Origin of the sequence: Actinomadura sp. WMMA1423, assembly GCF_006547145.1 — a bacterium.
Lineage (GTDB): Bacteria > Actinomycetota > Actinomycetes > Streptosporangiales > Streptosporangiaceae > Spirillospora.
On sequence record NZ_CP041244.1, the window covers coordinates 7,019,503 to 7,038,861 of the forward strand.

Sequence of the window (19,359 nt, forward strand, 5' to 3'; positions counted from 1 at the left end):
ATGCCCCCCTCCTCACGCGGCCCCTCATCACGCGGCCCCTTGGACGGTCAGCCAGGCGCGCATCCGGTGTGCCGCGAGGCCGGGGTCGGGGAAGAGTCCCGCGGCGTCGGCGAGCTGGAACAGGCGGACCATGTGCGGCACGGAACGCGCGGTCTCCAGCCCGCCGACCATCCGGAAGTGCCGCTGGTGGCCGGTGAGCCAGGCCAGGAACACCACACCCGTCTTGTAGTAGTAGGTAGGGGTCTCGAAGAGGTGCCGGGCGAGCGGCACCGTGGGGGCGAAGATCTCCTCGTAGGACGTGGTGTCGCCGTCGTCCAGCGCGTGCAGCGCCGCCGCCGCCGCGGGCGCGATGGGGTCGAATATGCCGAGCAGCGCGTCGCTGTGGCCCTCGGAGTCGCCCCGGATCAGCTCCGGATAGTTGAAGTCGTCCCCGGTGTAGAGGCGGACCCCGGAAGGCAGCCGGCGGCGCAGGTCGATCTCGCGCCCCGCGTCCAGCAGCGAGATCTTCACGCCGTCGACGCGGGACGCGTGCTCGCCGATCAGGGCGAGCAGCGCGCCGGCCGCGACGTCGAGGTCGGCCGAGCCCCAGTAGCCCTCCAGCGCCGGGTCGAACATCGGGCCCAGCCAGTGCAGCACGACCGGCCGTCTGACCTGCGCCAGCAGCCGCCCGTACACCGAGGCGTAGTCCTCCGGGCCGCTCGCCGCGGCGGCCAGGTGGCGGCTCGCCATCAGCACGGGCACCGCGCCGACGGACTCGATGACGGCGAGCTGCTCCTCGTAGGCGGCGGTGATCTCCTCCAGCGAGGCGGGCCCGGGCGGGAGCTGGTCGGTGCCCGCGCCGCAGACGATCCGGCCTCCCGCTGAAAGCGCTTCCTCACCGCTCCGCACGATGAGCTCGCGGGTCGTCGTCCAGTCCAGGCCCATGCCGCGCTGGGCGGTGTCCATCGCCTCGGCGACGCCCAGCCCGTGGGACCACAGGTGCCGCCGGAACGCGAGCGTGGTGTCCCAGTCCAGCGACTCGCCGCCCGCGACCCCGCCCGTCGTCCCGCCGCCCGCGACCCCGCCCGTCGTCCCGCCGCCCGCGACCCCGCCCATTGTCCCGCTGCGCGCGACGACGTGCGCGGCCGCGTACGCGACGCGGGACGCGGCGGGTCCGGCCGGCGGCTTGTAGGTGCGCGGCTCGCCCATCGCGTGGCCGGGCGCCCCGGGCAGATCGATCTTCATGGCGTCAGCTCCGGAACGTCCAGCCTGCGGCCTTCCCGCCATGCCCGGAGGCCGAGTTCGGCGAGCTGGACGCCGCGCGCCCCGGCGTAGAAGTCCCAGGGGAAGTGGCCGTCGCCCGCGACGTGCCGCAGGAACATCTCCCACTGGGCCTTGAAGCCGTTGTCGAACTCGGTGTTGTCGGGGATCTCCTGCCACTGGGAGCGGAAGTCCTCGGTGGCGGGCAGGTCGGGGTTCCACACCGGCTTCGGCGTCATCGAGCGGTGCTGGACGCGGCAGCGCCGCAGCCCCGCGACCGCCGAGCCCTCGGTGCCGTCGACCTGGAACTCCACCAGCTCGTCGCGGAACACCCGCGTCGTCCAGGAGGAGTTGATCTGCGCGACGATCCCGCCGTCCAGCTCGAAGATCCCGTAGGCGGCGTCGTCGGCGGTGGCCTCGTAGGGCTTGCCGTGCTCGTCCACCCGCTCGGGGACGTGGGTCGCCCCGAGGGCCTGCACCGACCGCACCGGCGCGATCACCCCGTCCAGCACGTAACGCCAGTGGCAGAACATGTCCAGAATGATGCCGCCGCCGTCCTCAGCCCGGTAGTTCCAGCTCGGCCGCTGCGCCTCCTGCCAGTCGCCCTCGAAGACCCAGTAGCCGAACTCGCCGCGCACCGACAGGATCCGCCCGAAGAACCCGCCGTCCACCAGCCGCTTGAGCTTGAGCAGCCCCGGCAGGAACAGCTTGTCCTGGACGACGCCGTGCTTGACCCCCGCCTCGTCCGCGATCCGGGCCAGCGCGAGCGCGGTCTCCAAATCCTCGGCGAGGGGCTTCTCTGTGTAGATGTGCTTGCCCGCCGCCACCGCCGCGCGGATCGCCTCGACCCGCGCGCCGGTGACCTGGGCGTCGAAGTAGACGTCGATGTCCGGACGCGCCAGCGCCTCGGCCAGGTCGGTCGTCCACGCCGTCAACCCGTGCCGTTCCGCCAGCTCGCGCAGCTTGGCCTCGCTGCGTCCGACCAGCACGGGCTCGGGCCACAGCACGGTGCCCTCGGCCGTGCGCACCCCGCCCTGCTCCCTGATCGCGAGGATCGAGCGGAGGAGATGCTGGCGGTACCCCATCCGGCCGGTGACGCCGTTCATGACGATCCCGATGGACCTGCGTGCCATCCCGTTCCTTCCTAGCCTGTCGTGTGTCGTGTGCTGTACGCCCTGTTCCGGCGCGCGCCGGGCCGGCCGCCGCCCGGTCGCGGGAGGCGGCGCCGGCGCGCCCGGATCAGTCGGCCGCGCCGCCCGCGCCGAGGAGCCCCCGGACGCGGCCCGTGACGCGGGCGAACTCCGGGCGGGCCATGGTGGCGGCGTAGTCGCGCTCCGGAGGCAGGTCCACGTCGATGATCTCGGCGATCGAACCCGGCCGGTCGGTCATCACCACGACGCGGTTCGCCAGGTAGGCGGCCTCCGCGATGGAGTGCGTGACCAGCAGGACGGTCGTGCCCGTCTCCCGCCAGATCCGGTTCATCTCGATGTTGAGCTGCTCGCGGGTGAGGGCGTCGAGGGCGCCGAACGGCTCGTCCATCAGCAGGACGGGCGGCTCGTGCAGCAGGGCCCGGCACAGCGCGACCCGCTGCTGCATGCCGCCGGACAGCTCGTGCGGCAGCGCGTCCTCGAAGCCCTTCAGGCCGGTCATCTCGATCAGCTGGTCGGTCCGCCTGCGCGCCTGCTCGGACGGCATCTTGCGCATCTCCGCCTGGAGCAGGATGTTCTTGCGGGCGCTGCGCCACTCCAGCAGCGCGGCCCGCTGGAACACGTAGCCGATGTCGTGGCGCGGGCCCGCGACCTTGTCGCCGCGCAGCCGCACGTCCCCGGTCGAGGGCTTCAGCAGCCCCGCGACCAGCTTCAGCATCGTGGACTTGCCGCAGCCGGACGGGCCGACGATCGCGACGAACTCCCCCATGGGGACGTCCAGCGAGACCTCGCGCAGGGCGGTGACGTCGCGCTTGCGGCTGCGGAACCGGACGGCGACCTCGTCGAGGCTGACGGCCGTCTCCCGATCCGTGCCCGGGCCCGGCTCCGCCGCGCCGGTCGATTGCTTGCTCATGATCCTCATCGCTCGTCCCGTCAGGTCTGCGGCGCGGCCGACGACTGCCAGTACTCCGACGGCGCCTGCGCCTTCCCGATGACCCCGGCCTGCTGGAAGGTGGAGATCGTCTGCTTCCAGTCGTCCTCGGAGTTCACGCCGGGCGCCTTGCCCTGCGTCGCGGGGGTGTGCAGCAGCGTCAGCGTGGTCTTGAACTGCTCGGTGAGCACCTTCTCGGGCGGGAGCTGCTCGGACGCGCCGGCCATGCTCGCGACGGCGCCCGCCTGGTCGCCCTCCGCGGCCGTCCACGACTCGCTCGTGGCCGCCACCATCTCCTTGACGAGCTTGGCGTCGCTCTTCAGCTTCCGCTCGCCCGCCAGCAGGCCGTTGGAGTAGAAGTTCAGCCCGAAGTCGGAGTACCGGAGGATGGACACCTCCTTGCCGGACTTGGCGGCCATCGTCGGGCCCTGGTCGTTCGCGAAGCCCATGAGCCCCGCGGTCTTCCCCGACAGCACCGCGGCCATCTTCCCGGCCGGGTCGGTGTTCTGGACGGGGACGTCGCTCGCGCTCATCCCGTTCTTCTGCAGGAACACCGGGAAGGTGCGCGCCAGCGCGTCCCCGGCCGTCCCGGCGATCTTCTTGCCCTTCAGGTCGGCGGGCTTCTTGATCCCGGCGGAGGTGAAGGACTGCACGGAGGCGGGCGTCGTCTGCAGGAAGACGCCGATGCTCTTGACCGGCATCCCCTTGTCGACGGCGGCGAGCAGCGCGGGCGTGTCGGCCCAGCCGAAGTCGGTCTGCCCGGCGCCGGTGGCCTGGACGGTCTTCTGCGAGCCCTGGCCCGCCTTGATCTCCAGGTCGATGCCGTGCTTCTCGAAGATCCCCTTCTTCTTGCCGTAGTAGAACGGCGCGTGCTCGCCGTAGGGGTACCAGTTCAGGGTCAGCGTGACCTTGGTCAGCTTCTTGCCCGAGGCGCTGGTGGTCTCGCCCGAGTCGCCGCCGCAGGCGGTGGCGGCGAGCGCCACGGCCGGAGCCAGGACGGCGATGGCGAGGTTGCGGAGTTTCATAGGACGGCCCTCCGTAGGGGGTGGGTTGTCTCGGCCGTTGGTGTCGGGACGTCCCGTCCGGTGGTTCCGGGCGGGCGGTTTCGGGTGGCGGGGGGCCCGTGGGTCCGCCGTCGGAGGACGGCGGGATCTCGGTGGGCGGTGGAGGCGGGCCGGCGTCAGTAGGTGGTGGTGACGGCCTCGCCGCGGCGGCTGGCGTGCCACGGCAGGAGCAGCTTCTCCGCGACCTCCACGACGACGAACAGCACGACGCCGATGGCCGACATGACCAGCAGCCCGGCGAACAGCATCGGGGTGTCGAGGTTGCCGTTGGCCTGGAGGATCACGTAGCCGAGCCCCTCGTTCGCGCCGACGAACTCGCCGACGACGGCGCCGGTGACGGCGAGGGTGACCGCGACCTTCAGGCCGGAGAACAGGTGCGGGAGCGAGGCCGGCAGCCGGATCTTGGTGAACGTGGCCAGCGGGCCCGCGCCCATCGTGGCCGACAGCTGCAGCATCTCCGGGTCCACCGCCTTCAGCCCGGCGACCATCGAGATCACCACCGGGAAGAAGGCGATCAGCACCGCCACGACGATCTTGGGGCCGATGCCGAAGCCGAGCCACACCACGAACAGCGGGGCGATCGCGATCTTCGGGATGACCTGTGCGAACAGCAGGATCGGGTAGAGCGTGCGCTCGACCGTCGCCGAGTACACCATGAGCACCGCGGCCGCGACGCCGATCAGCACCGCGAGCGCGAAGCCGATCAGGGTCTCGTACGTGGTGACCCACGTGTGGTGCCAGATGTAGCCCCACTTGTCGCCCATCAGCCGCAGCGTCGCGCCGGGCGAGGGGACGAGGTAGGCCTCCACCAGCTTGAAGGCGCTCACCGCCCACCACGCGGCGAAGCAGGCCACCAGCAGGGCGACCGGCCGCCACGACCGTTCCAGGCCGTCGCGGAGCCGTTCGCCGGCACCGGGCCTGGCTCGTTCCACGACGCCCGCCGCGTCCGCCGAGGGCGGTGCGGCCGTCGTACCCTGACTCACCATGGGTTCCTCCGGACGGGGTGGTTCGGAAAGCGCGTTCAGAAAGCGCTTTCTGATGTACCGTAAGAAGCGGCGCGCGCCGCGGTCAAGAGGGTCTTCGCCAGGAACCCGCCGCGAGGGCCCGTGCCGGCCTAGGGAGCGGTGATGACGGAAGCGGCCGAGGAGGAGCGCGCCGGCGACCGGGCGTACGTGACCCTGCAGGACGTCGCGCGGGATGCGGGCGTCTCGCTCGCCACTGCGTCCCGCGTCCTGAACGGGACCGCGCAGGTCCGTGCCGACCTGCGGGAACGCGTCCTCGCCGCGGCCGCCGAGCTGAGCTACACCCCGAACGCGCACGCGCAGGCCCTCGCCAGTTCGTCCAGCAAGTCCGTCGGGGTGGTCTGCCACGACGTGAGCGACCCCTACTTCGCCGCCGTGGCCCGGGGCGTCATGCGCACCGCCGCCGAGCACGGGATGCTGGTGATGCTCGCCAGCACGTTCCGCGACCCGGCCCGCGAGATCGAGTACGTGGCGATGCTGCGCGCCCAGCGGGCCCGCGCGATCCTGCTCATCGGCTCCGGCTTCGAGGACCGCGACTGGGAGCGCGCGATGGCCGCCGAACTCGATCCCTACCAGCGCACCGGCGGCCGCGTCGCCGTCCTCAGCCGGCACCGCAGCCTCAAGGTCGACGCCGTCCTGCCGCAGAACCGGGAGGGCGCCGCCGCCCTGGCCCGCGCCCTGCTCGACCTCGGCCACCGCCGCTTCGGCGTGCTGACCGGCCCGCGCGCCCTGACGACCGTCCACGACCGGCTCGGCGGGTTCACCGACGCGCTCGCCGACGCGGGCGTCCGGCTCGCGCCGGAGCACATCGTCGAGGCCCCCTTCACCCGCGACGGCGGCTACCAGGCGGCGACCGAGCTGCTGCGCCGCGAGAACCGTCCGACCTGCGTGTTCGCCGTCACCGACGTGATGGCGGTCGGCGCGCTCGCCGCCCTGCGCGACCACGGCGTGTTAGTGCCGGGGGAGATGTCGCTCGCCGGCTTCGACGACATCTCGATCGTCCGCGACCTGACCCCGGCGCTCACCACCGTCGCGCTGCCGCTGAACGCGATGGGGGAGCGCGTCATGGGCCTCGCCCTGCGCGAGCCCGCCGCCCGCCGCAGCCGCATCGAGCGCGTCGCGGGCGAGGTGGTGCTGCGCGCCAGCACGGCCCCGCCCGGCTGACAGGCCCGGGCCGGCGCCCCCGCCGGCCCGGGCCCGATGCGCCCGCCAGACCAGCGGCGCGCCCGCCGCCCCACCGTCCAGGGCGCCGCAGGGCGCGCCGCCCCCGCCTCCGGAGGCGTGAAATGAAGATCGAACGGATCGAGACGTTCTGCGTGGCACTGCCCACCCGGCGCTCGTTCGGGGTGTCGGGCGGCGCGGTCGCCGTCGCCGGACGGCCCAGCCTGCGCGTCCTGGTCAAGGTCAGCGCCGAGGGCGCGCACGGCTGGGGCGAGGCGACGCCCATCCCGGCCTGGACGTACGAGACCGCCGAGTCCATCGTCACCACCATCGACCGGTACCTCGCGCCCGCGATCACCGGCCGTCCCGCCTGGGATCTCGACGGTGTGACGGCCGCGTTCGACCGCGCCGTCAACCGGGGCTTCAGCATCGGCGCGCCGCTGGCCAAGTCGGCCGTGGACGTGGCGCTGCACGACCTCCTCGGCCGGGCCGCCGGCGTCCCGCTGGGCGTCATGTGGGGTCAGCGCCGCCGCGAGACGATCGACCTCGGCTGGATCGTGTCGGGCCGGTCCCCGCAGGAGGTGGCCGACAGCGTCGCCGAGGGCCGCGACCTGGGATATCGCGCCTTCAAGGTCAAGGTCGGCCTGGGCCCCGAGGACGCGGAGGTGGTGGAGGCCGTCCGCCTCCACGCGGGCGACGACGCGGCCCTGTGGGTGGACGCGAACCAGGGCTACACCGTCCGCTCGGCCCTCGCGATGGCGCGACGCCTGGAGGACCTCGGCGTCGACGCGTTCGAGCAGCCCCTCCCGGCCAACGACATCGCGGGCCTGCGCCGGCTCCGCGACACGTGCCCGATCCCGGTCGCCCTCGACGAGAGCCTGCGCCACCCGTCCGACCTGGCGACGTTCGTCCGGCTCGACGCGGTCGACGTCGCCATCGCGAAGGTCCAGCGGACCGGTGGCCTGACCCTGTCGCGCCGCCTGTGCTCCCTCGCCGAGGACTGCGGCGTCGCGCTGATGGGCTCCGGCCTGACCGACTCCGACCTCGGCCTCGCCGCGTCCCTGCACCTCTTCGCGGCCTACGGCGTCGACACACCGGTCGATCTGAACGGCCGCCAGTTCATCGAGTCCCCCTACGCGGGGGCGACGGTCGAGGTCAGCGACGGCACGGCCCGCGTCCCGGACGGGCCCGGCCTCGGCGTCGAGGTGGACGAGCGCACCGTCCGCGAACTCGCGGTGAACGTCCTCTAGACCGGGCCCGGCCGGAGCGGCGAGCGAGCCGCGCCACGACGGGTTCGCTCACACCACCTGGAAGACCTTGTAGGCGATGCCGTCCTGGACGAGGTAGCCCGACCCCGCGCAGACGATGTCGTTCAGCCACGCGTACCGCTCGGCTCCCGTCTCGAAGAGCGGGTTGGTGCGGAAGTAGTACCGCGACGGGTCGACCCGGTGTCTCGCGGCGGGGTCGGCCATCTCGGCGCGCAGTTCCGGCGGGAAGGTGTAGCGGCCGCCGTAGGTCATGTGCAGCAGGGCGCCGTCGTCGGTGCGGAGGGTGAGCCGGACGTCCAGGAGCATGGTTCCGTCGGGCCGGAACAGCGCCCAGTCCCCGCCGCCGGGCAGGACCTCCCCACGCAGCATCGGCCCCTCGAAAGTCCCGCCCGCGGCTCCGAACAGGACGCGCCGGCCGACCGGCCCTTGGCCGAAGTCCAGGCGCGGGTCCAGATCGACCACGATGTCGAAGAGGAACTCGGTCCGGAGTTCCCCGACGTCCTTCACTCGCGGATCTGTCAGCACTGGTCGTCGCCCCCCGTCGCCAGGGCCCGAGCGGCGGGGCCGAACAGCGTGCGGCGGACGGCGTCGGTGGAGACGCCGGACTGGGCGCACAGTTCCGACAGGTCGAGGAAGAACCCCTCGGCGGCGATCCGGTCGTCCTTGAAGCCGAACCGGATGTGCACCGGGAGTTCGGCGCGCCTGCCGTTGGGCGCCACGCCGAACCGGTCGCCGGTCATGGTCATGCGGACCGTCCCCCAGCACACCAGCGCGTGGTGGTTCGCGGCGTGGCCTTGCAGGGCGACGTCATAGTCGGGGAACGAGGAGAAGAACCGGCGCAGCGCCTTCTCGTTCTCGGCCGTGCCTCGGGCGTTCGTCCCGAAGGCCGGGCTTTCCAGGACCATCTCCGGGTGCAGCAGCCTCATCGCCGCGGGAACGTCCTGGCGGCTCTTGGCGGCGGCCAGGGCCTGCGCCAGTTCGACCATGCGGTCGCTGTCCATGATCGGCTCCCTCGTCGCGGTGGCGTCCGGACCGGTACCGGACGGCCGAACAAACAATACGGTCGACCGTACGTATTTACAACGCTGTGGAAGGATCGACGAGATGAGCGATCACGTCCCGTCCCCAGAGCCCGCGGTCACCGACGGGCGGCTCCTGCGCGGCGCCCGGACGCGGCGGACCGTCACCCGGCACGCCGTCGACGTCGCGTCGCTGGAGGGGCTCGAAGGGCTGAGCTTCGGCCGGTTGGCCACCGACCTGCGGGTGAGCAAGAGCGGCATCCAGACCCTGTTCAGGACCAAGCGGGACCTGCACCTGGCCACCGTCGAAACCGCCCGCGAACTGTTCGTCGACGCGGTCGTGCGACCCGCGAAGGCCGCGCCCGCCGGCGGCGCCCGGTTGCGTTCCCTGATCGAGCACTGGATCGACTACGCGGAGAAGCCCCTGTTCGCCGGGGGCTGCTTCTGGGCGGCGACCCTCCCCGAGTTCGACAGCCGCCCCGGCCCCGTCCGGGACGCGCTGGCTCGGCAGCGCCGCCAGTGGCTCTCCCTGCTCGCGGAGGAGGTGCGGCTCGCGTCGGACGCGGGCGAGATCGCTCCCCTGGACCCCGGCCTGGCCGCGTTCCAGACCGACGCGGTCCTGAACGCCACCAACACCGCCCTGCGCCTGGGCGAGCGGGGCGCGACCGTCAGAGCCCGCCGGGTGATCGACGGCATGCTCACCCGCCCCGCCTGAGATCCGGCGGTGCGGCCCCGCCGTCCACCGACCGGCAGGCCGCCGGCCCGCCGTCCACCGACCCGTCGTCCACCGACCGGCAGGCCACCGACCGGCAGGCCACCGGCCCGTGGCCGCCGACCCGCAGGCTGCCGACCCGTGGGGCTTGCCACCGGCCCGCGGGGCTTGCGGTCGCGGCCCCGGACGCGAAAGACCCCGGACGCGAAAGACCCGCCCGGTGGAACCGGACGGGTCCTCATCTATCGGCCGGATGGCCGTCAGTGCACGGCGAGCTCGTCCTCGATCGCATCGGCCTCCGCGGGACGCTCGGAGTCCGGTTCCGCGGGCCGCCATTCGGGCCACGCGTCGATCTTGGTGCGCCGGGGGTTCGCCAGGGCGTTGTCCATTGTTACCGCAGTCCTCCTGTTCAAGGCCGGGCCGGATCAATAGATGGTCCCGGCGAGATGCCGGGACCGCAAAATGGTCTAGACCGCGATCCCCACCCCGGACCGCGGCGAACATCCCAACAACGCCAATGGATCATCCATTCCCGGCGGGAAACCGGATGGACCGCGGCGGACGTCCCTGGCACCCTCTCACCCATGGACGTAGCGGAGCTGGCCCGCCTCCAGGAGCAGGGCGCGCGCCTGAAGTTCCTGTTCTTCTGGGGCCACCAGACCCCGGGCCGCGGCTATCTGAGCCAGTGGTGGCCTTCCCCCTTCACCCTCGGCGGTGTCACCTACGCGACCGCCGAGCACTACATGATGGCGGAAAAGGCCCGCCTCTTCGGCGACGAGGAAACGGCCGCGGCGATCGTCGCCGCGTCCCATCCCGGGCGCGCGAAAGAGCTCGGCCGCCGCGTCCACGACTTCGACGAGCGGGCTTGGCGCGACAATCGTGTGACCATTGTCACAAAGGCCAACGAGGCCAAGTTCGGGCAGAACGGAGAGCTCCGCGACTACCTTCTCGGCACCCGCGACCGCATCCTCGTGGAGGCGAGCCCGCTGGACCGCGTGTGGGGCATCGGACTGGCCGCCGACGACCCACGCGCCGAAGACCCGGCCGCCTGGCTCGGCGAGAACCTCCTCGGCTTCGCCCTGATGACCGTCCGCGACGCGCTCGCCTCCTGACACTCGCCCCTGTCTGCCCCCGTGCCTCCTGTGGTCTCGATCGTTCGGAGGTGTGGTTCCAGGTCAGGCCGGGTCGGCCCGGAGAGTTTCCAGGATGGCGGTTTCCTGGGCCGGGTCGCGCAGGAGGGGCGGTCCCGCCGTGAGCGGGCGGAGCGCGCCGCGGGCGGCGGCGCGCGGCTCGTGCCACAGCGCGGCCCTCAGCGCCTCCGTGAACCAGCCCAGCATGTGGGCGGCGCTCCGCTCGTCGTCGCTCATGTGATGGCGGGCGGCGGGATCGTTGAGCGATTGCCCTGCCTGGCGTGAGCGTGCCAGCCATGAGCGGACGTGCGTGCCGAGTTCGGACCCGGGGGACACCGTGACCGGCTCGCCGCGCTCGGCGGCGGCGACCGCCTCGGCGAGGTCCGGAGTGCCGTCGAGGTCCAGGACGGCGGCCAGCCGCATCGTCTCGCGGGCGGCGACGGAGCGGAGCAGGTGCGGCGGTGCGGCGCCGATGGCCTGGAGCATGGTGTCAGCGGCGGGGCCGACGGTGGGCGGGGGCGGGGCGGCGCTGAACCAAGGCTCGATCGCGGCGGTCAGGAGCCGTCCGTCGAGTGTGTCGGGGTGGGGGAGGGCGCCGGTGATGAGCCCTGCCAGCAGGAGGGCAGGCATGTAGGCGCCGGGGACGAAGTCGCCGTCGTCCTCGCCGTCGTCCTCGGCGTCGGGATCGAGGCCGGCCGCGCGCATCTTGCCGAGCAGGCGGTCGGGCTCGCTGCCCCACCGGTGCTCGGGCCAGGTGGGCTCGAACCCGGTGACCAGCATGCCGTCGACCGCGTAGCAGAACCCGTGGTCGGCGTAGTCGTGCCGCAGTACCGAAACGACCTCGGTGCCGCGCGACAGCGCCGTCAGCTGCTCGTTCATCGCCCCCTGGAAGCCCATGGGCTCGACGAGCACCGTCCAGGCCCCGAGATCGATCGCGGACGCGAAGTCGGTGTAGCCCGCCTCGTAGCAGTCGTAGACCTCTTGGGCCTCCTCCAGCGTGCGGTGGCGCAACGTGTCGGGGAGGGCGCCCAGACGCGAGAGCGCCTCGGTCTCATCGACGCCTTTGAGGAAGGTGAGACAGAAGATCTCACCGAGCGTCTCGGCCCACTCGATGTCCTCGTCCGTCACCTTGAGCATGGGTCCTCCGGGAGGCTGGCGGCATGGGTTCTAGATCATGACAGCGCCGCCCGACAAACGGGCTCCGTTGACGCACACCGGCGCGCGCCCATGGGTGGCCGGATGCGGCACCGTGGTCCGTATGACGCCGCCTTGAGCGCCGGGAGGTTCTGACCGCGCGGACGCCGATGGGGGTCGGTGCCTCCGTGTGGGTCGTTTTTTTTCGTTTCTTTCGCGCGTGGAGTGGACTGGGCCGGTGCAATCCCGGATTACGGGAGCCGCAGGATGCTGATCGGATCCTTGGGAATTTTCCGACGTGGCGCTTGCCTCGCGGGGGTGATGCTATGACGCCTGACCATGGACTCCAGGCCACGGAGTTTGTGTGTTCGTGCAATGGGCTTCGCTCAAGAGCGCTGGGCGGTGGAGGGGGGCGTGCGGAGAGGGGCAACGGATTCCTTCCGGTAGCGCAAGCCGCAAGTCCTGGTCCGGGGCGGGGCATCTGGCGGCGTTCTCTTCCTGTACACCGTCAGCCTTGAATGTGCATGACCGATGTGGGGTCGTGGTGTCCATTGGGGGGCCGGGTGGGGTGGCGCTGCGTACGGGGCCGCCCCTCCAAAGTCAAGGGCGCCTTCGGCGTCGCTTCGCGATGGGACTTCGTCCCACCCTTGACTTTGGAGCCTCTGCGGCCCCTGGGCCAGGTTTCGTCGGGCAGGCTCCGCCTGCCCCCGCCCGACGCGCCACCCCACTCCTCCAAGAGGGATCCCGTGAATAGAGGGGGACGGGTTCCTCTCGAAAGAGAAGGGCGCCTACCGAGGGGCAGGCATAAATGTGAACTGTTCGGAGGAGGGGGAAGGGAGCTCGGCCTTGGGTGAGTTTTTGCTTGCGAGCCATGGGCGATATGTGGGCCGATGGATATCATGCGAGATTTTGAATGGAAGTCGTTGCGATCTCGAATTTCATTCGGCCCCTTGGCGGCCCCGGGCTGCCCCTGCGGTGACAATGGTAAGACTCGGAGCTTTTCTTGGTCTATTCGTCCACGGGTTCGATATACTCTGAGTATGGGTTCGGTTACGGTTGATCTCGGTTCGGCGTCCACCATGGAATTGGTGAACGCCGCGTCGGTGATCGCGGCCGAACTCGCCACGCGGGCCGCGCCGGAATCGGCCGCCGCGTGCATGGAACTGGCCGAAACCCTCGCCGCCGCCACCGATATGCACGAGGCCGCCCTGGCCGGATTCATCGGTGTGGTCGACACCGGCCGCCAAGTGCAGCAGCGGGGCTTCCCCAGCACCCAGTCATGGCTGCGCAGCAGCCTGGGCATGCGCGATGCCCGCGCCACCGAACGCCTCACCTGCGCGCGCCAGCGGCACCGCCTCACCGAACTGACCTCCCGCTGGCAGGCCGGGACGATGTCCTTCGGGTACGCCGCCACCATCGCGGGCGCGGTCGCCCGGCTCGACGACCACGACTGCCAGACCGCCGAACAGATCCTTCTGGACATGGTCGACCAGTCCTTCTCGGCCGGGAAGGTCGCGGCGTTCGGCCGCCGCATCCGCGAGGTCATCGCCGAACGCGACGGCACCGAACCCTCACCCGACGCCGACACCCGCCGCGGCTACCAACGCTCCTGGATCGATGCGACCAGATCCCTGGACGGCGGCCGCTACATCAAGGGCTGGCTCCACGCCGAGGACGCCGCCATCTGGGACGGCACCCTGGCCCCACTGGCCAAGCCCGCCGGCACCGACGACCACCGCGACCTGTCCGAACGCACCGCCGCCGCGCTCACCTCCGTCCTGTCCGGCGGGCACAAGGCCACCAAGGTCACCGTCATCTGCGACCTGAACACCCTCACCGGCGACCCCACCCCCGCCCGCCTGACCGACGGAACCCCCATCCCCGCCGAACAAGCCCGCCGCATCGCCCTGACCGCCGGAGTCTCACCCCTCCTGCTGGGCACCGGCAACATCCCGCTCTACCTGGGCCGCACCCAACGCTTCGCCACCCCCGCCCAACGCCGCGTCCTGGAAACCCTCAACCCCACCTGCGCCGTCCAAGGCTGCGAAGTCCCCGGCACCCTGTGCGAGGTCGACCACGTCACCGGCTGGGCCCTCGGCGCCCCCACCGACATCGACCAACTCACCCTCACCTGCGGATGGCACAACCGCTGGAAAGCCACCAACCCCCACAAAACCCACATCACCCGCGGCCCCGACGGCCGCTACACCTACCGCCTCCACCCACCCGACACCCGCCACCCCCCAGGCACCCGCCCACCGCGAGCCCTCGCTGACAAGCCCCTCAACCCCTGGATCGTGGAACCCAAAACGATCTCCCCACCCCCCAAGACCGCCCCCACCATCCAGCAACCACCCCCACGACACCCACGCGCCCCCTAACCCCGCAAGCGCCGCCCCTTCCCCCCACCTCCCAGCCACTGGGCCAGTGCGCCCTGCCCTCCTGCCCCCAGGCCACTGGAGCCATCACCTATGCCAAGCCACCCCTTTCCGAGCCGGGCCTGACCGCCAACAGCCTTGCCAAGCCGCCGCCCCCGCAGGCTCACCCGCACCCTTGCCCGAGCCGGGCCTGACCGCCAACAGCCTGACCACGCCAAAGACCTCCAGGCTCAACCCGCCCAGGCTCAACCCGCCCAGGCTCAACCCGCCCAGGCTCAACCCGCCCAGGCTCAACCCGCCCAGGCTCAACCCGCCCAGGCTCAACCCGCCCAGGCTTAGGTCGACAGCCAGGAGATGCTGGTCCACCTGCGGCACATCGGTTCTTGTGCCGGAACGAGGGTTGGGGCAAGAAGCCCCTCGCCGAGCACGGCCCCGGCTGACTGTGCGCTATGACCGCAGGGAGTTGGAGGTCGTCAAGCGCGTTGCGTGCTTCTGCACCGCGCAGGTCCTGGACGCCGACGTTGCGGGTGACCAGCCCTGCATCGTCAACGAATACGTGGTCGGTAGCGGCCGGTGCGCCACACTGCGAGCGATCGAGCTGGCGTTGGCTGGCTAACCGGGTCCGCGACTTGCCGAACGGCTGGTCACGGGCGTGGGCGACTTCACCCCTGCGCGGCGGCCGGGTCCACGGCGCGATCCTGATCGGCATCACCACCGGCTGGCTCGTAGACGACTTGCCCGACCGGGGCACGGCCGGGGAAGACGACTGTCGGCGCGGCGGCTCGCTCTCCCGGCGTCAGGTCATGGACGGCCAGGGCCTCCCCGGTGCGGACGAGCAGCCGGGGCACGGGGCCCGCGCGATCGATCACGGCAGCTCCGCGATTGATGAGGGCGGCGCCGCTCAGGGTGTGCTCTGCCAAGAGGTGCGGACGGATCACTGTGTGACCTCCCTCGCGTGCCGCCGCGGCCTGGGACCAACACCCGCCCCACCGTCCCATGGCTCCTACCGGTGCACGGGCATACCGGCGTGCCAGCGGCTGGCGGCGAGTAGGCGCTGGCCGCCCCGTTCAGGACGCCGACTCGTGCCGGGGACGGGGTTTGGCGCGGACGTGCATGCGTTCCCCCTGGCGGCCGAAAAGGCTGAGGATCTCGACCGGGCCCTCGCCGGTGGTGCCGAACCAGTGCGGCAGCCGGGTGTCGAACTCGGCGACCTCGCCGGGGCCCAGCGACAGGTCGTGGTCGGCCAGGACCAGGCGCAGGCGTCCCGACAGCACGTAGAGCCACTCGTACCCCTCGTGAGTGCAGAGGTCGGGCACGTGCCGGGTCGCGGGGAGGACCATCTTGTACGACTGGATCGGGCCGGGCTGGCGGGTGAGGGGGAGGACGATGTTGCCCCTCACACGCCGGGCGGTCAGCCGGACGCGGGGGTCGCCGACTTCGGGCGCGCCCACCAGCTCGTCCAGCGGAACCTGGTGGGCGTGCGAGATGGGCAGCAGCAGCTCCAGGCTGGGACGGCGCTGGCCCGACTCCAGCCGCGACAGCGTGCTCTTGGAGATCCCGGTGGCCTCCGAGAGCTCGGCCAGCGTCACGTTGCGTTCGGCGCGCAGCCGCTTGAGGCGCGGACCGACTTCGGCGAGCGCGTCGGCGATCGCGGGAGCGTGGTGCATGCTCCCATTCCACTCCGGCCGTCCCGGAAATGGCAACAAAGTTTGCCGCTGGGGACGAGGTGGGGGCATCGTCCGCGGCGGAGGTGATCGCGATGAGCGATGTGACTCAGGGAGCGGACCACGACGTCGTGGTGGTCGGCGGGGGCGCTGCGGGGCTCAACGCCGCGCTGGTGCTGGCTCGGGCGCGCCGGCGGGTCGCGGTGGTGGACGCGGGCGAGCCCCGCAACGCTCCGGCCGCGCACACGCAGGGATTCCTGTCGCGGGACGGGATGCCGCCCCACGCTCTGCTGGAGGTGGGGCGGACCGAGGCCGCGGGATACGGGGCGGCGTTGATCAATGCTCGGGTGGACCACGTCGAACCCGGATTCACCGTGCACCTCGTCGGCGGCGCGGCGCTGGGCGCACGGCGGCTGGTGGTGGCCACCGGTCTGCGCGACGAACTGCCCGACATCCCCGGAGTGGCGGGACGTTGGGGCAAGGACGTGCTGCACTGCCCTTACTGCCACGGGCACGAGGTCCGCGACGAGCCCCTGGGCGTGCTGGGCACCTCGCCCGCCGCGGTGCATCAGGCGCTGCTGCTGCGGCAGTGGACTGACGACGTGGTGCTGTTCGCCCACACCCTGGAGCTGAGCGGCGAGGACCACGAACGTCTCATCGCCCGCGGCGTGCGCCTCGTCGACGGTGAGATCAAGCGCATGGTGGTCGAGAACGAACGGCTCAGCGGGGTCGAGCTGGCCGGGGGCCGGACGGTGCCGCGCCGCGCGGTCTTTTTGTCCCCGCGCATGGTTCCGAACGACGCTCTGCTGACCGAGCTGGGCTGTGCCACCCAGGACGGCCGAGTCATGACCGACCGGACGGGACGTACCACCGTGCCGGGCGTGTGGGCGATCGGCAACGTGGCCGACCCGCGCGCCCAGGTCGTCACCGCCGCCGGCGCGGGTTCCGCCGCCGCCATCGCCGTCAACACCGATCTCCTGGACGAGGACGTCACCCACGCCGTCGCCCACTACCGCGCCACCGACCAGTCCGGTGCCGCCAAGCAACCCCGCACCCCCGAGCAGCCCAACGTTGTTGGGGGGCCGGGTGCCGTCGGCCACCCTCGGGTCGACGAGGAGGCTCGGGGTGAGACCAGAGGGGGCGGGCGATGAGCGGGGAGGCCGTCGGGTGGCGGGCTCCACGGGGAGGCTGCCCTTCGGTGTCCATCTACTCGCGTTCAGCCTGTTCGCGATGGGCAGTGCGGAGTTCCTGCTGGCCGGGGTCCTGCCGGAGATCGCCGACGATCTCCGGATCGGCCTGTCCTCCGCCGGAGCGTTGATCTCGGCGTTCGCCGTCGGGGTCGTCATCGGCGGGCCTCCCTTCGCCGTCCTGACGCTGCGGTGGCCGCGCCGCACCACGCTGGTCGCCACCCAGGTCGTCTTCGCCGTCTCGGTGGCGGTCGGGCTCGCGACCGGCAGTTACGCGGTGCTGCTGGCCACCCGCTTCCTGTGCGGGCTGGCCTACGCGGGCTACTGGGCGGTCGCGGCGGTCACCGCGATCGGCCTCGTCACCCCGGACCGGGCCGCGCGCGCGTCCGGGGTGGTCGTCAGCGGGCTCGGCATGGCGATGATCGCGGGCGGTCCGGCGGGCGCGCTGCTCGGCCATTTCACCGGATGGCGGGGAGGGTTCTGGGGTGTGGTCGTCCTGACCGGCGCCGGTGCTGTCCTCTGCCTGCTCGCGGTGCCGTCGACGAGCGGGGACGCGGAGCCGAGCGTGCGGCGCGAGCTTCGTACCCTGTCGCGACCGCGGCTGTGGGGCGTCTACGCCGCCGATCTCGTTCAACCACCTCGCGGCGTTCCTGGTAAGGCTCCAGAGAGCAGTACGTATGTGGCAGCGGACCGCTCCGGTCGGGAGCGGTCCGCTGGCGCTTACGCGGTCGCCGTCGGGGTCGGGGAGGCCGGCGTTCCGGGCGGTGCGGACGCGGGCGGTTGGTTCCCCTCCTCCTCGGTGGGCTTGGGGCCCACGAAGAGGAGGACCTGGTTCTTGGCCCAAGGGGTCGCGTCGTGGACGTACCACGTCGGCGGGACCTGGCCCGGCTTCCGGCCCTCGCTGATGTTCCCCACCATGACCCTGTACTCAGGGACGGTGACGTGCCGCTTGCGCAGGGCGGCCAGAACTTCGCCCACGCGGTGCTTGCGGAAGGCCATCCCATGCATGGCCTCGCCCGGGGCGGTGGCCGGGGCGGCGCTGGCGTACTGCTCGCCCGGACGGGCTTCCCGCCCGAAGACGATGCCGGCGGTGCCCTTGTAGCCGATCCGGATCCGGACGCCGACGGGGCAGATGTCGCCCCCGCCGCCGGTCTGGCAGTCGCCCTTGGAGGTGATCGTCTTGAAGTCGCGCTCGTCGGTGTTCTCGCTGGTCTCCTCCATGACGACGGTTCCGACGATGGACGGGGAGGCCGGGACCATCGACAGCGTCACGTTGAGGCCGTGCGCGGCGAACTCCTCCTTGTAGCGCTTCGGGTCGGCCAGCGGGTCGCGGACCCGCACGTCGATGTACTCGCCCTTCCGGGTGAACGCCAGCGCCGCGGCCAGCTTGACGCGCGGGCTCGACGAGGTGACGCCCGGGGTTCCGCCGGAGCCGCCGTCGTGCGCCACCACGACGGCCGTGACCGCGGCGCAGGCGAGGCCCGCCGCGGCGAGCGGGGCGCCGACGAACACGAGGGGCGAGCGCCGCCGGCGCGGCGCGGCCGTGGGGACGGGGGTCGCGGTGATCCGGTCGGCGAGGGCGGTGGCGGCGTCCTCCGGCAGGAGGCCTGCGGCCTGCCGGTCGGTGACCGGGGCGAGCCCGCCGACCAGCGTTCCGATGTCGCGGTTCATGTGGGGTCTCCGTTCGGGATCCGCACCTTGGCAGGGAGGGACGTGGCGGGCGGGGAGGCTGCGGCGACGTCCGCGTCCGAGCGGGCCAGGGCGCGGGCGAAGCGGCGGCGGGCGCGGTGCAGGCGGATCCGCAGCGCGTTGCGGGAGCAGCCGAGGACGGTCGCGATCTCGCCGTGGTCGAGGCCCTCCCAGCCGACCAGGGACAGCAGTTCGCGGTCGGGCTCGGACAGGCTCCGGAACGCGGCGGCCACGCCGGTGAGGTCGCCGCCGGACGCGTCCTGGACGGGCAGTCCGTCGCGCAGCCGGGAGCCGAGGTCGGCGGTCAGCGCGGAGCGGCGGCGCTCACCGCGGTGGTGGTTGGCGAGGACGCGCCGTGCCACCCCGTACAGCCACAGCCGGGCCTCGTCGCCCTGCGGGACGTCGTCGAGCCGGCGCCAGGCCGTCAGGAACGTCTCCGCCAGGACGTCGGCGGCGTCCTGCGGGTCGTTGGTGCGGCGCAGCGCGTACCCGAGGATCCGGGCGCGGTTGGCCGCGTAGATGTCTTCGAACCGTCGCCGCCGGTCATCGGGCGGGTGCGACGACTGCAATGGGGATGGCAAGCCCTCTCCTCTCGTCGCGGCGTTCTGGCCGG

Annotated in this window: 19 protein-coding genes and 1 pseudogene; 7 read left to right on the forward strand and 13 right to left on the reverse strand. The window is 72.1% G+C overall.

The window, feature by feature from the left end:
* Positions 1 to 27: 27 nt before the first annotated feature.
* The 5 genes from FKD65_RS32610 to FKD65_RS32630 form a co-directional block, all read right to left on the reverse strand.
* Positions 28 to 1,224, reverse strand: coding sequence for a dihydrodipicolinate synthase family protein (locus FKD65_RS32610; protein WP_141582067.1), 1,197 nt, complete (start codon positions 1,222 to 1,224; stop codon positions 28 to 30).
* Positions 1,221 to 2,372: a Gfo/Idh/MocA family protein gene (locus tag FKD65_RS32615; protein WP_141582069.1), complete on the reverse strand. Its 1,152-nt coding sequence runs from the start codon at positions 2,370 to 2,372 to the stop codon at positions 1,221 to 1,223. The genes FKD65_RS32610 and FKD65_RS32615 overlap by 4 nt, the downstream gene beginning before the upstream one ends.
* 106 nt (positions 2,373 to 2,478) lie before the next feature.
* On the reverse strand, positions 2,479 to 3,300 hold the full coding sequence (locus FKD65_RS32620; RefSeq protein WP_205718310.1) for an ABC transporter ATP-binding protein: 822 nt from the start codon (positions 3,298 to 3,300) through the stop codon (positions 2,479 to 2,481).
* A 20-nt stretch (positions 3,301 to 3,320) separates the two neighbouring features.
* Positions 3,321 to 4,343 (reverse strand): ABC transporter substrate-binding protein, encoded by a 1,023-nt coding sequence (locus FKD65_RS32625; RefSeq protein WP_141582074.1) that lies wholly within the window; start codon positions 4,341 to 4,343, stop codon positions 3,321 to 3,323.
* Positions 4,344 to 4,498: 155 nt separating this feature from the next.
* A complete protein-coding gene (locus FKD65_RS32630) occupies positions 4,499 to 5,368 on the reverse strand; it encodes an ABC transporter permease (RefSeq protein WP_141582075.1) in 870 nt (289 codons plus the stop codon).
* Positions 5,369 to 5,509: 141 nt separating this feature from the next.
* Between FKD65_RS32630 and FKD65_RS32635 the strand changes: the two genes are divergently transcribed.
* Together FKD65_RS32635 and FKD65_RS32640 are read left to right on the forward strand one after the other, a co-directional pair.
* Positions 5,510 to 6,568: a LacI family DNA-binding transcriptional regulator gene (locus FKD65_RS32635; protein ID WP_141582077.1), complete on the forward strand. Its 1,059-nt coding sequence runs from the start codon at positions 5,510 to 5,512 to the stop codon at positions 6,566 to 6,568.
* Between the two features lie 122 nt (positions 6,569 to 6,690).
* Positions 6,691 to 7,815: a mandelate racemase/muconate lactonizing enzyme family protein gene (locus tag FKD65_RS32640; RefSeq protein ID WP_141582079.1), complete on the forward strand. Its 1,125-nt coding sequence runs from the start codon at positions 6,691 to 6,693 to the stop codon at positions 7,813 to 7,815.
* A 48-nt stretch (positions 7,816 to 7,863) separates the two neighbouring features.
* Here FKD65_RS32640 and FKD65_RS32645 read toward each other — a convergent pair whose 3' ends face one another.
* The gene (locus FKD65_RS32645) at positions 7,864 to 8,340 is read right to left on the reverse strand and encodes a DUF3237 domain-containing protein (RefSeq protein ID WP_205718311.1); all 477 of its coding nucleotides are present in this window, start codon (positions 8,338 to 8,340) and stop codon (positions 7,864 to 7,866) included.
* 11 nt (positions 8,341 to 8,351) lie between these two features.
* Entirely contained in the window at positions 8,352 to 8,834 is a 483-nt protein-coding gene (locus tag FKD65_RS32650; RefSeq protein WP_205718312.1) for an ester cyclase, read from the reverse strand.
* A 103-nt stretch (positions 8,835 to 8,937) separates the two neighbouring features.
* On the opposite strand from FKD65_RS32650, the gene FKD65_RS32655 reads away from it, so the two are divergent.
* The gene (locus FKD65_RS32655; protein ID WP_141582083.1) at positions 8,938 to 9,567 is read left to right on the forward strand and encodes a TetR/AcrR family transcriptional regulator; all 630 of its coding nucleotides are present in this window, start codon (positions 8,938 to 8,940) and stop codon (positions 9,565 to 9,567) included.
* Between the two features lie 257 nt (positions 9,568 to 9,824).
* On the opposite strand, the gene FKD65_RS46385 is transcribed toward FKD65_RS32655, so the two are convergent.
* The gene (locus tag FKD65_RS46385) at positions 9,825 to 9,953 is read right to left on the reverse strand and encodes a hypothetical protein (RefSeq protein ID WP_302931560.1); all 129 of its coding nucleotides are present in this window, start codon (positions 9,951 to 9,953) and stop codon (positions 9,825 to 9,827) included.
* A 195-nt stretch (positions 9,954 to 10,148) separates the two neighbouring features.
* Between FKD65_RS46385 and FKD65_RS32660 the strand changes: the two genes are divergently transcribed.
* Positions 10,149 to 10,676 carry an NADAR family protein gene (locus FKD65_RS32660; protein WP_141582085.1) on the forward strand — a complete coding sequence of 176 codons (528 nt, stop codon included), beginning with the start codon at positions 10,149 to 10,151 and terminating at the stop codon, positions 10,674 to 10,676.
* 63 nt (positions 10,677 to 10,739) lie between these two features.
* On the opposite strand, the gene FKD65_RS32665 is transcribed toward FKD65_RS32660, so the two are convergent.
* Positions 10,740 to 11,831 carry a DUF6461 domain-containing protein gene (locus tag FKD65_RS32665; RefSeq protein ID WP_205718313.1) on the reverse strand — a complete coding sequence of 364 codons (1,092 nt, stop codon included), beginning with the start codon at positions 11,829 to 11,831 and terminating at the stop codon, positions 10,740 to 10,742.
* Between the two features lie 1,085 nt (positions 11,832 to 12,916).
* Here FKD65_RS32665 and FKD65_RS32670 point away from each other — a divergent pair.
* Positions 12,917 to 14,209 carry an HNH endonuclease signature motif containing protein gene (locus FKD65_RS32670; protein ID WP_205718314.1) on the forward strand — a complete coding sequence of 431 codons (1,293 nt, stop codon included), beginning with the start codon at positions 12,917 to 12,919 and terminating at the stop codon, positions 14,207 to 14,209.
* Positions 14,210 to 14,868: 659 nt separating this feature from the next.
* Here FKD65_RS32670 and FKD65_RS32680 read toward each other — a convergent pair.
* Positions 14,869 to 15,144, reverse strand: coding sequence for a hypothetical protein (locus tag FKD65_RS32680; RefSeq protein ID WP_141582090.1), 276 nt, complete (start codon positions 15,142 to 15,144; stop codon positions 14,869 to 14,871).
* A 129-nt stretch (positions 15,145 to 15,273) separates the two neighbouring features.
* Positions 15,274 to 15,873 carry a helix-turn-helix domain-containing protein gene (locus FKD65_RS32685; RefSeq protein ID WP_141582092.1) on the reverse strand — a complete coding sequence of 200 codons (600 nt, stop codon included), beginning with the start codon at positions 15,871 to 15,873 and terminating at the stop codon, positions 15,274 to 15,276.
* Positions 15,874 to 15,965: 92 nt separating this feature from the next.
* On the opposite strand from FKD65_RS32685, the gene FKD65_RS32690 reads away from it, so the two are divergent.
* Positions 15,966 to 17,021, forward strand: coding sequence for an NAD(P)/FAD-dependent oxidoreductase (locus FKD65_RS32690; RefSeq protein ID WP_141582094.1), 1,056 nt, complete (start codon positions 15,966 to 15,968; stop codon positions 17,019 to 17,021).
* A 79-nt stretch (positions 17,022 to 17,100) separates the two neighbouring features.
* Positions 17,101 to 17,604 (forward strand): annotated as a pseudogene (locus FKD65_RS46390) (MFS transporter); the annotation flags it as partial.
* A 173-nt stretch (positions 17,605 to 17,777) separates the two neighbouring features.
* Here the strand turns inward: FKD65_RS46390 and FKD65_RS45855 are convergent.
* Entirely contained in the window at positions 17,778 to 18,728 is a 951-nt protein-coding gene (locus FKD65_RS45855) for a hypothetical protein (protein ID WP_240809709.1), read from the reverse strand.
* Complete coding sequence (locus FKD65_RS32700; RefSeq protein WP_240809710.1) at positions 18,725 to 19,327, reverse strand: RNA polymerase sigma factor; 603 nt, start codon at positions 19,325 to 19,327, stop codon at positions 18,725 to 18,727. The genes FKD65_RS45855 and FKD65_RS32700 overlap by 4 nt, the downstream gene beginning before the upstream one ends.
* Positions 19,328 to 19,359: the final 32 nt, after the last annotated feature.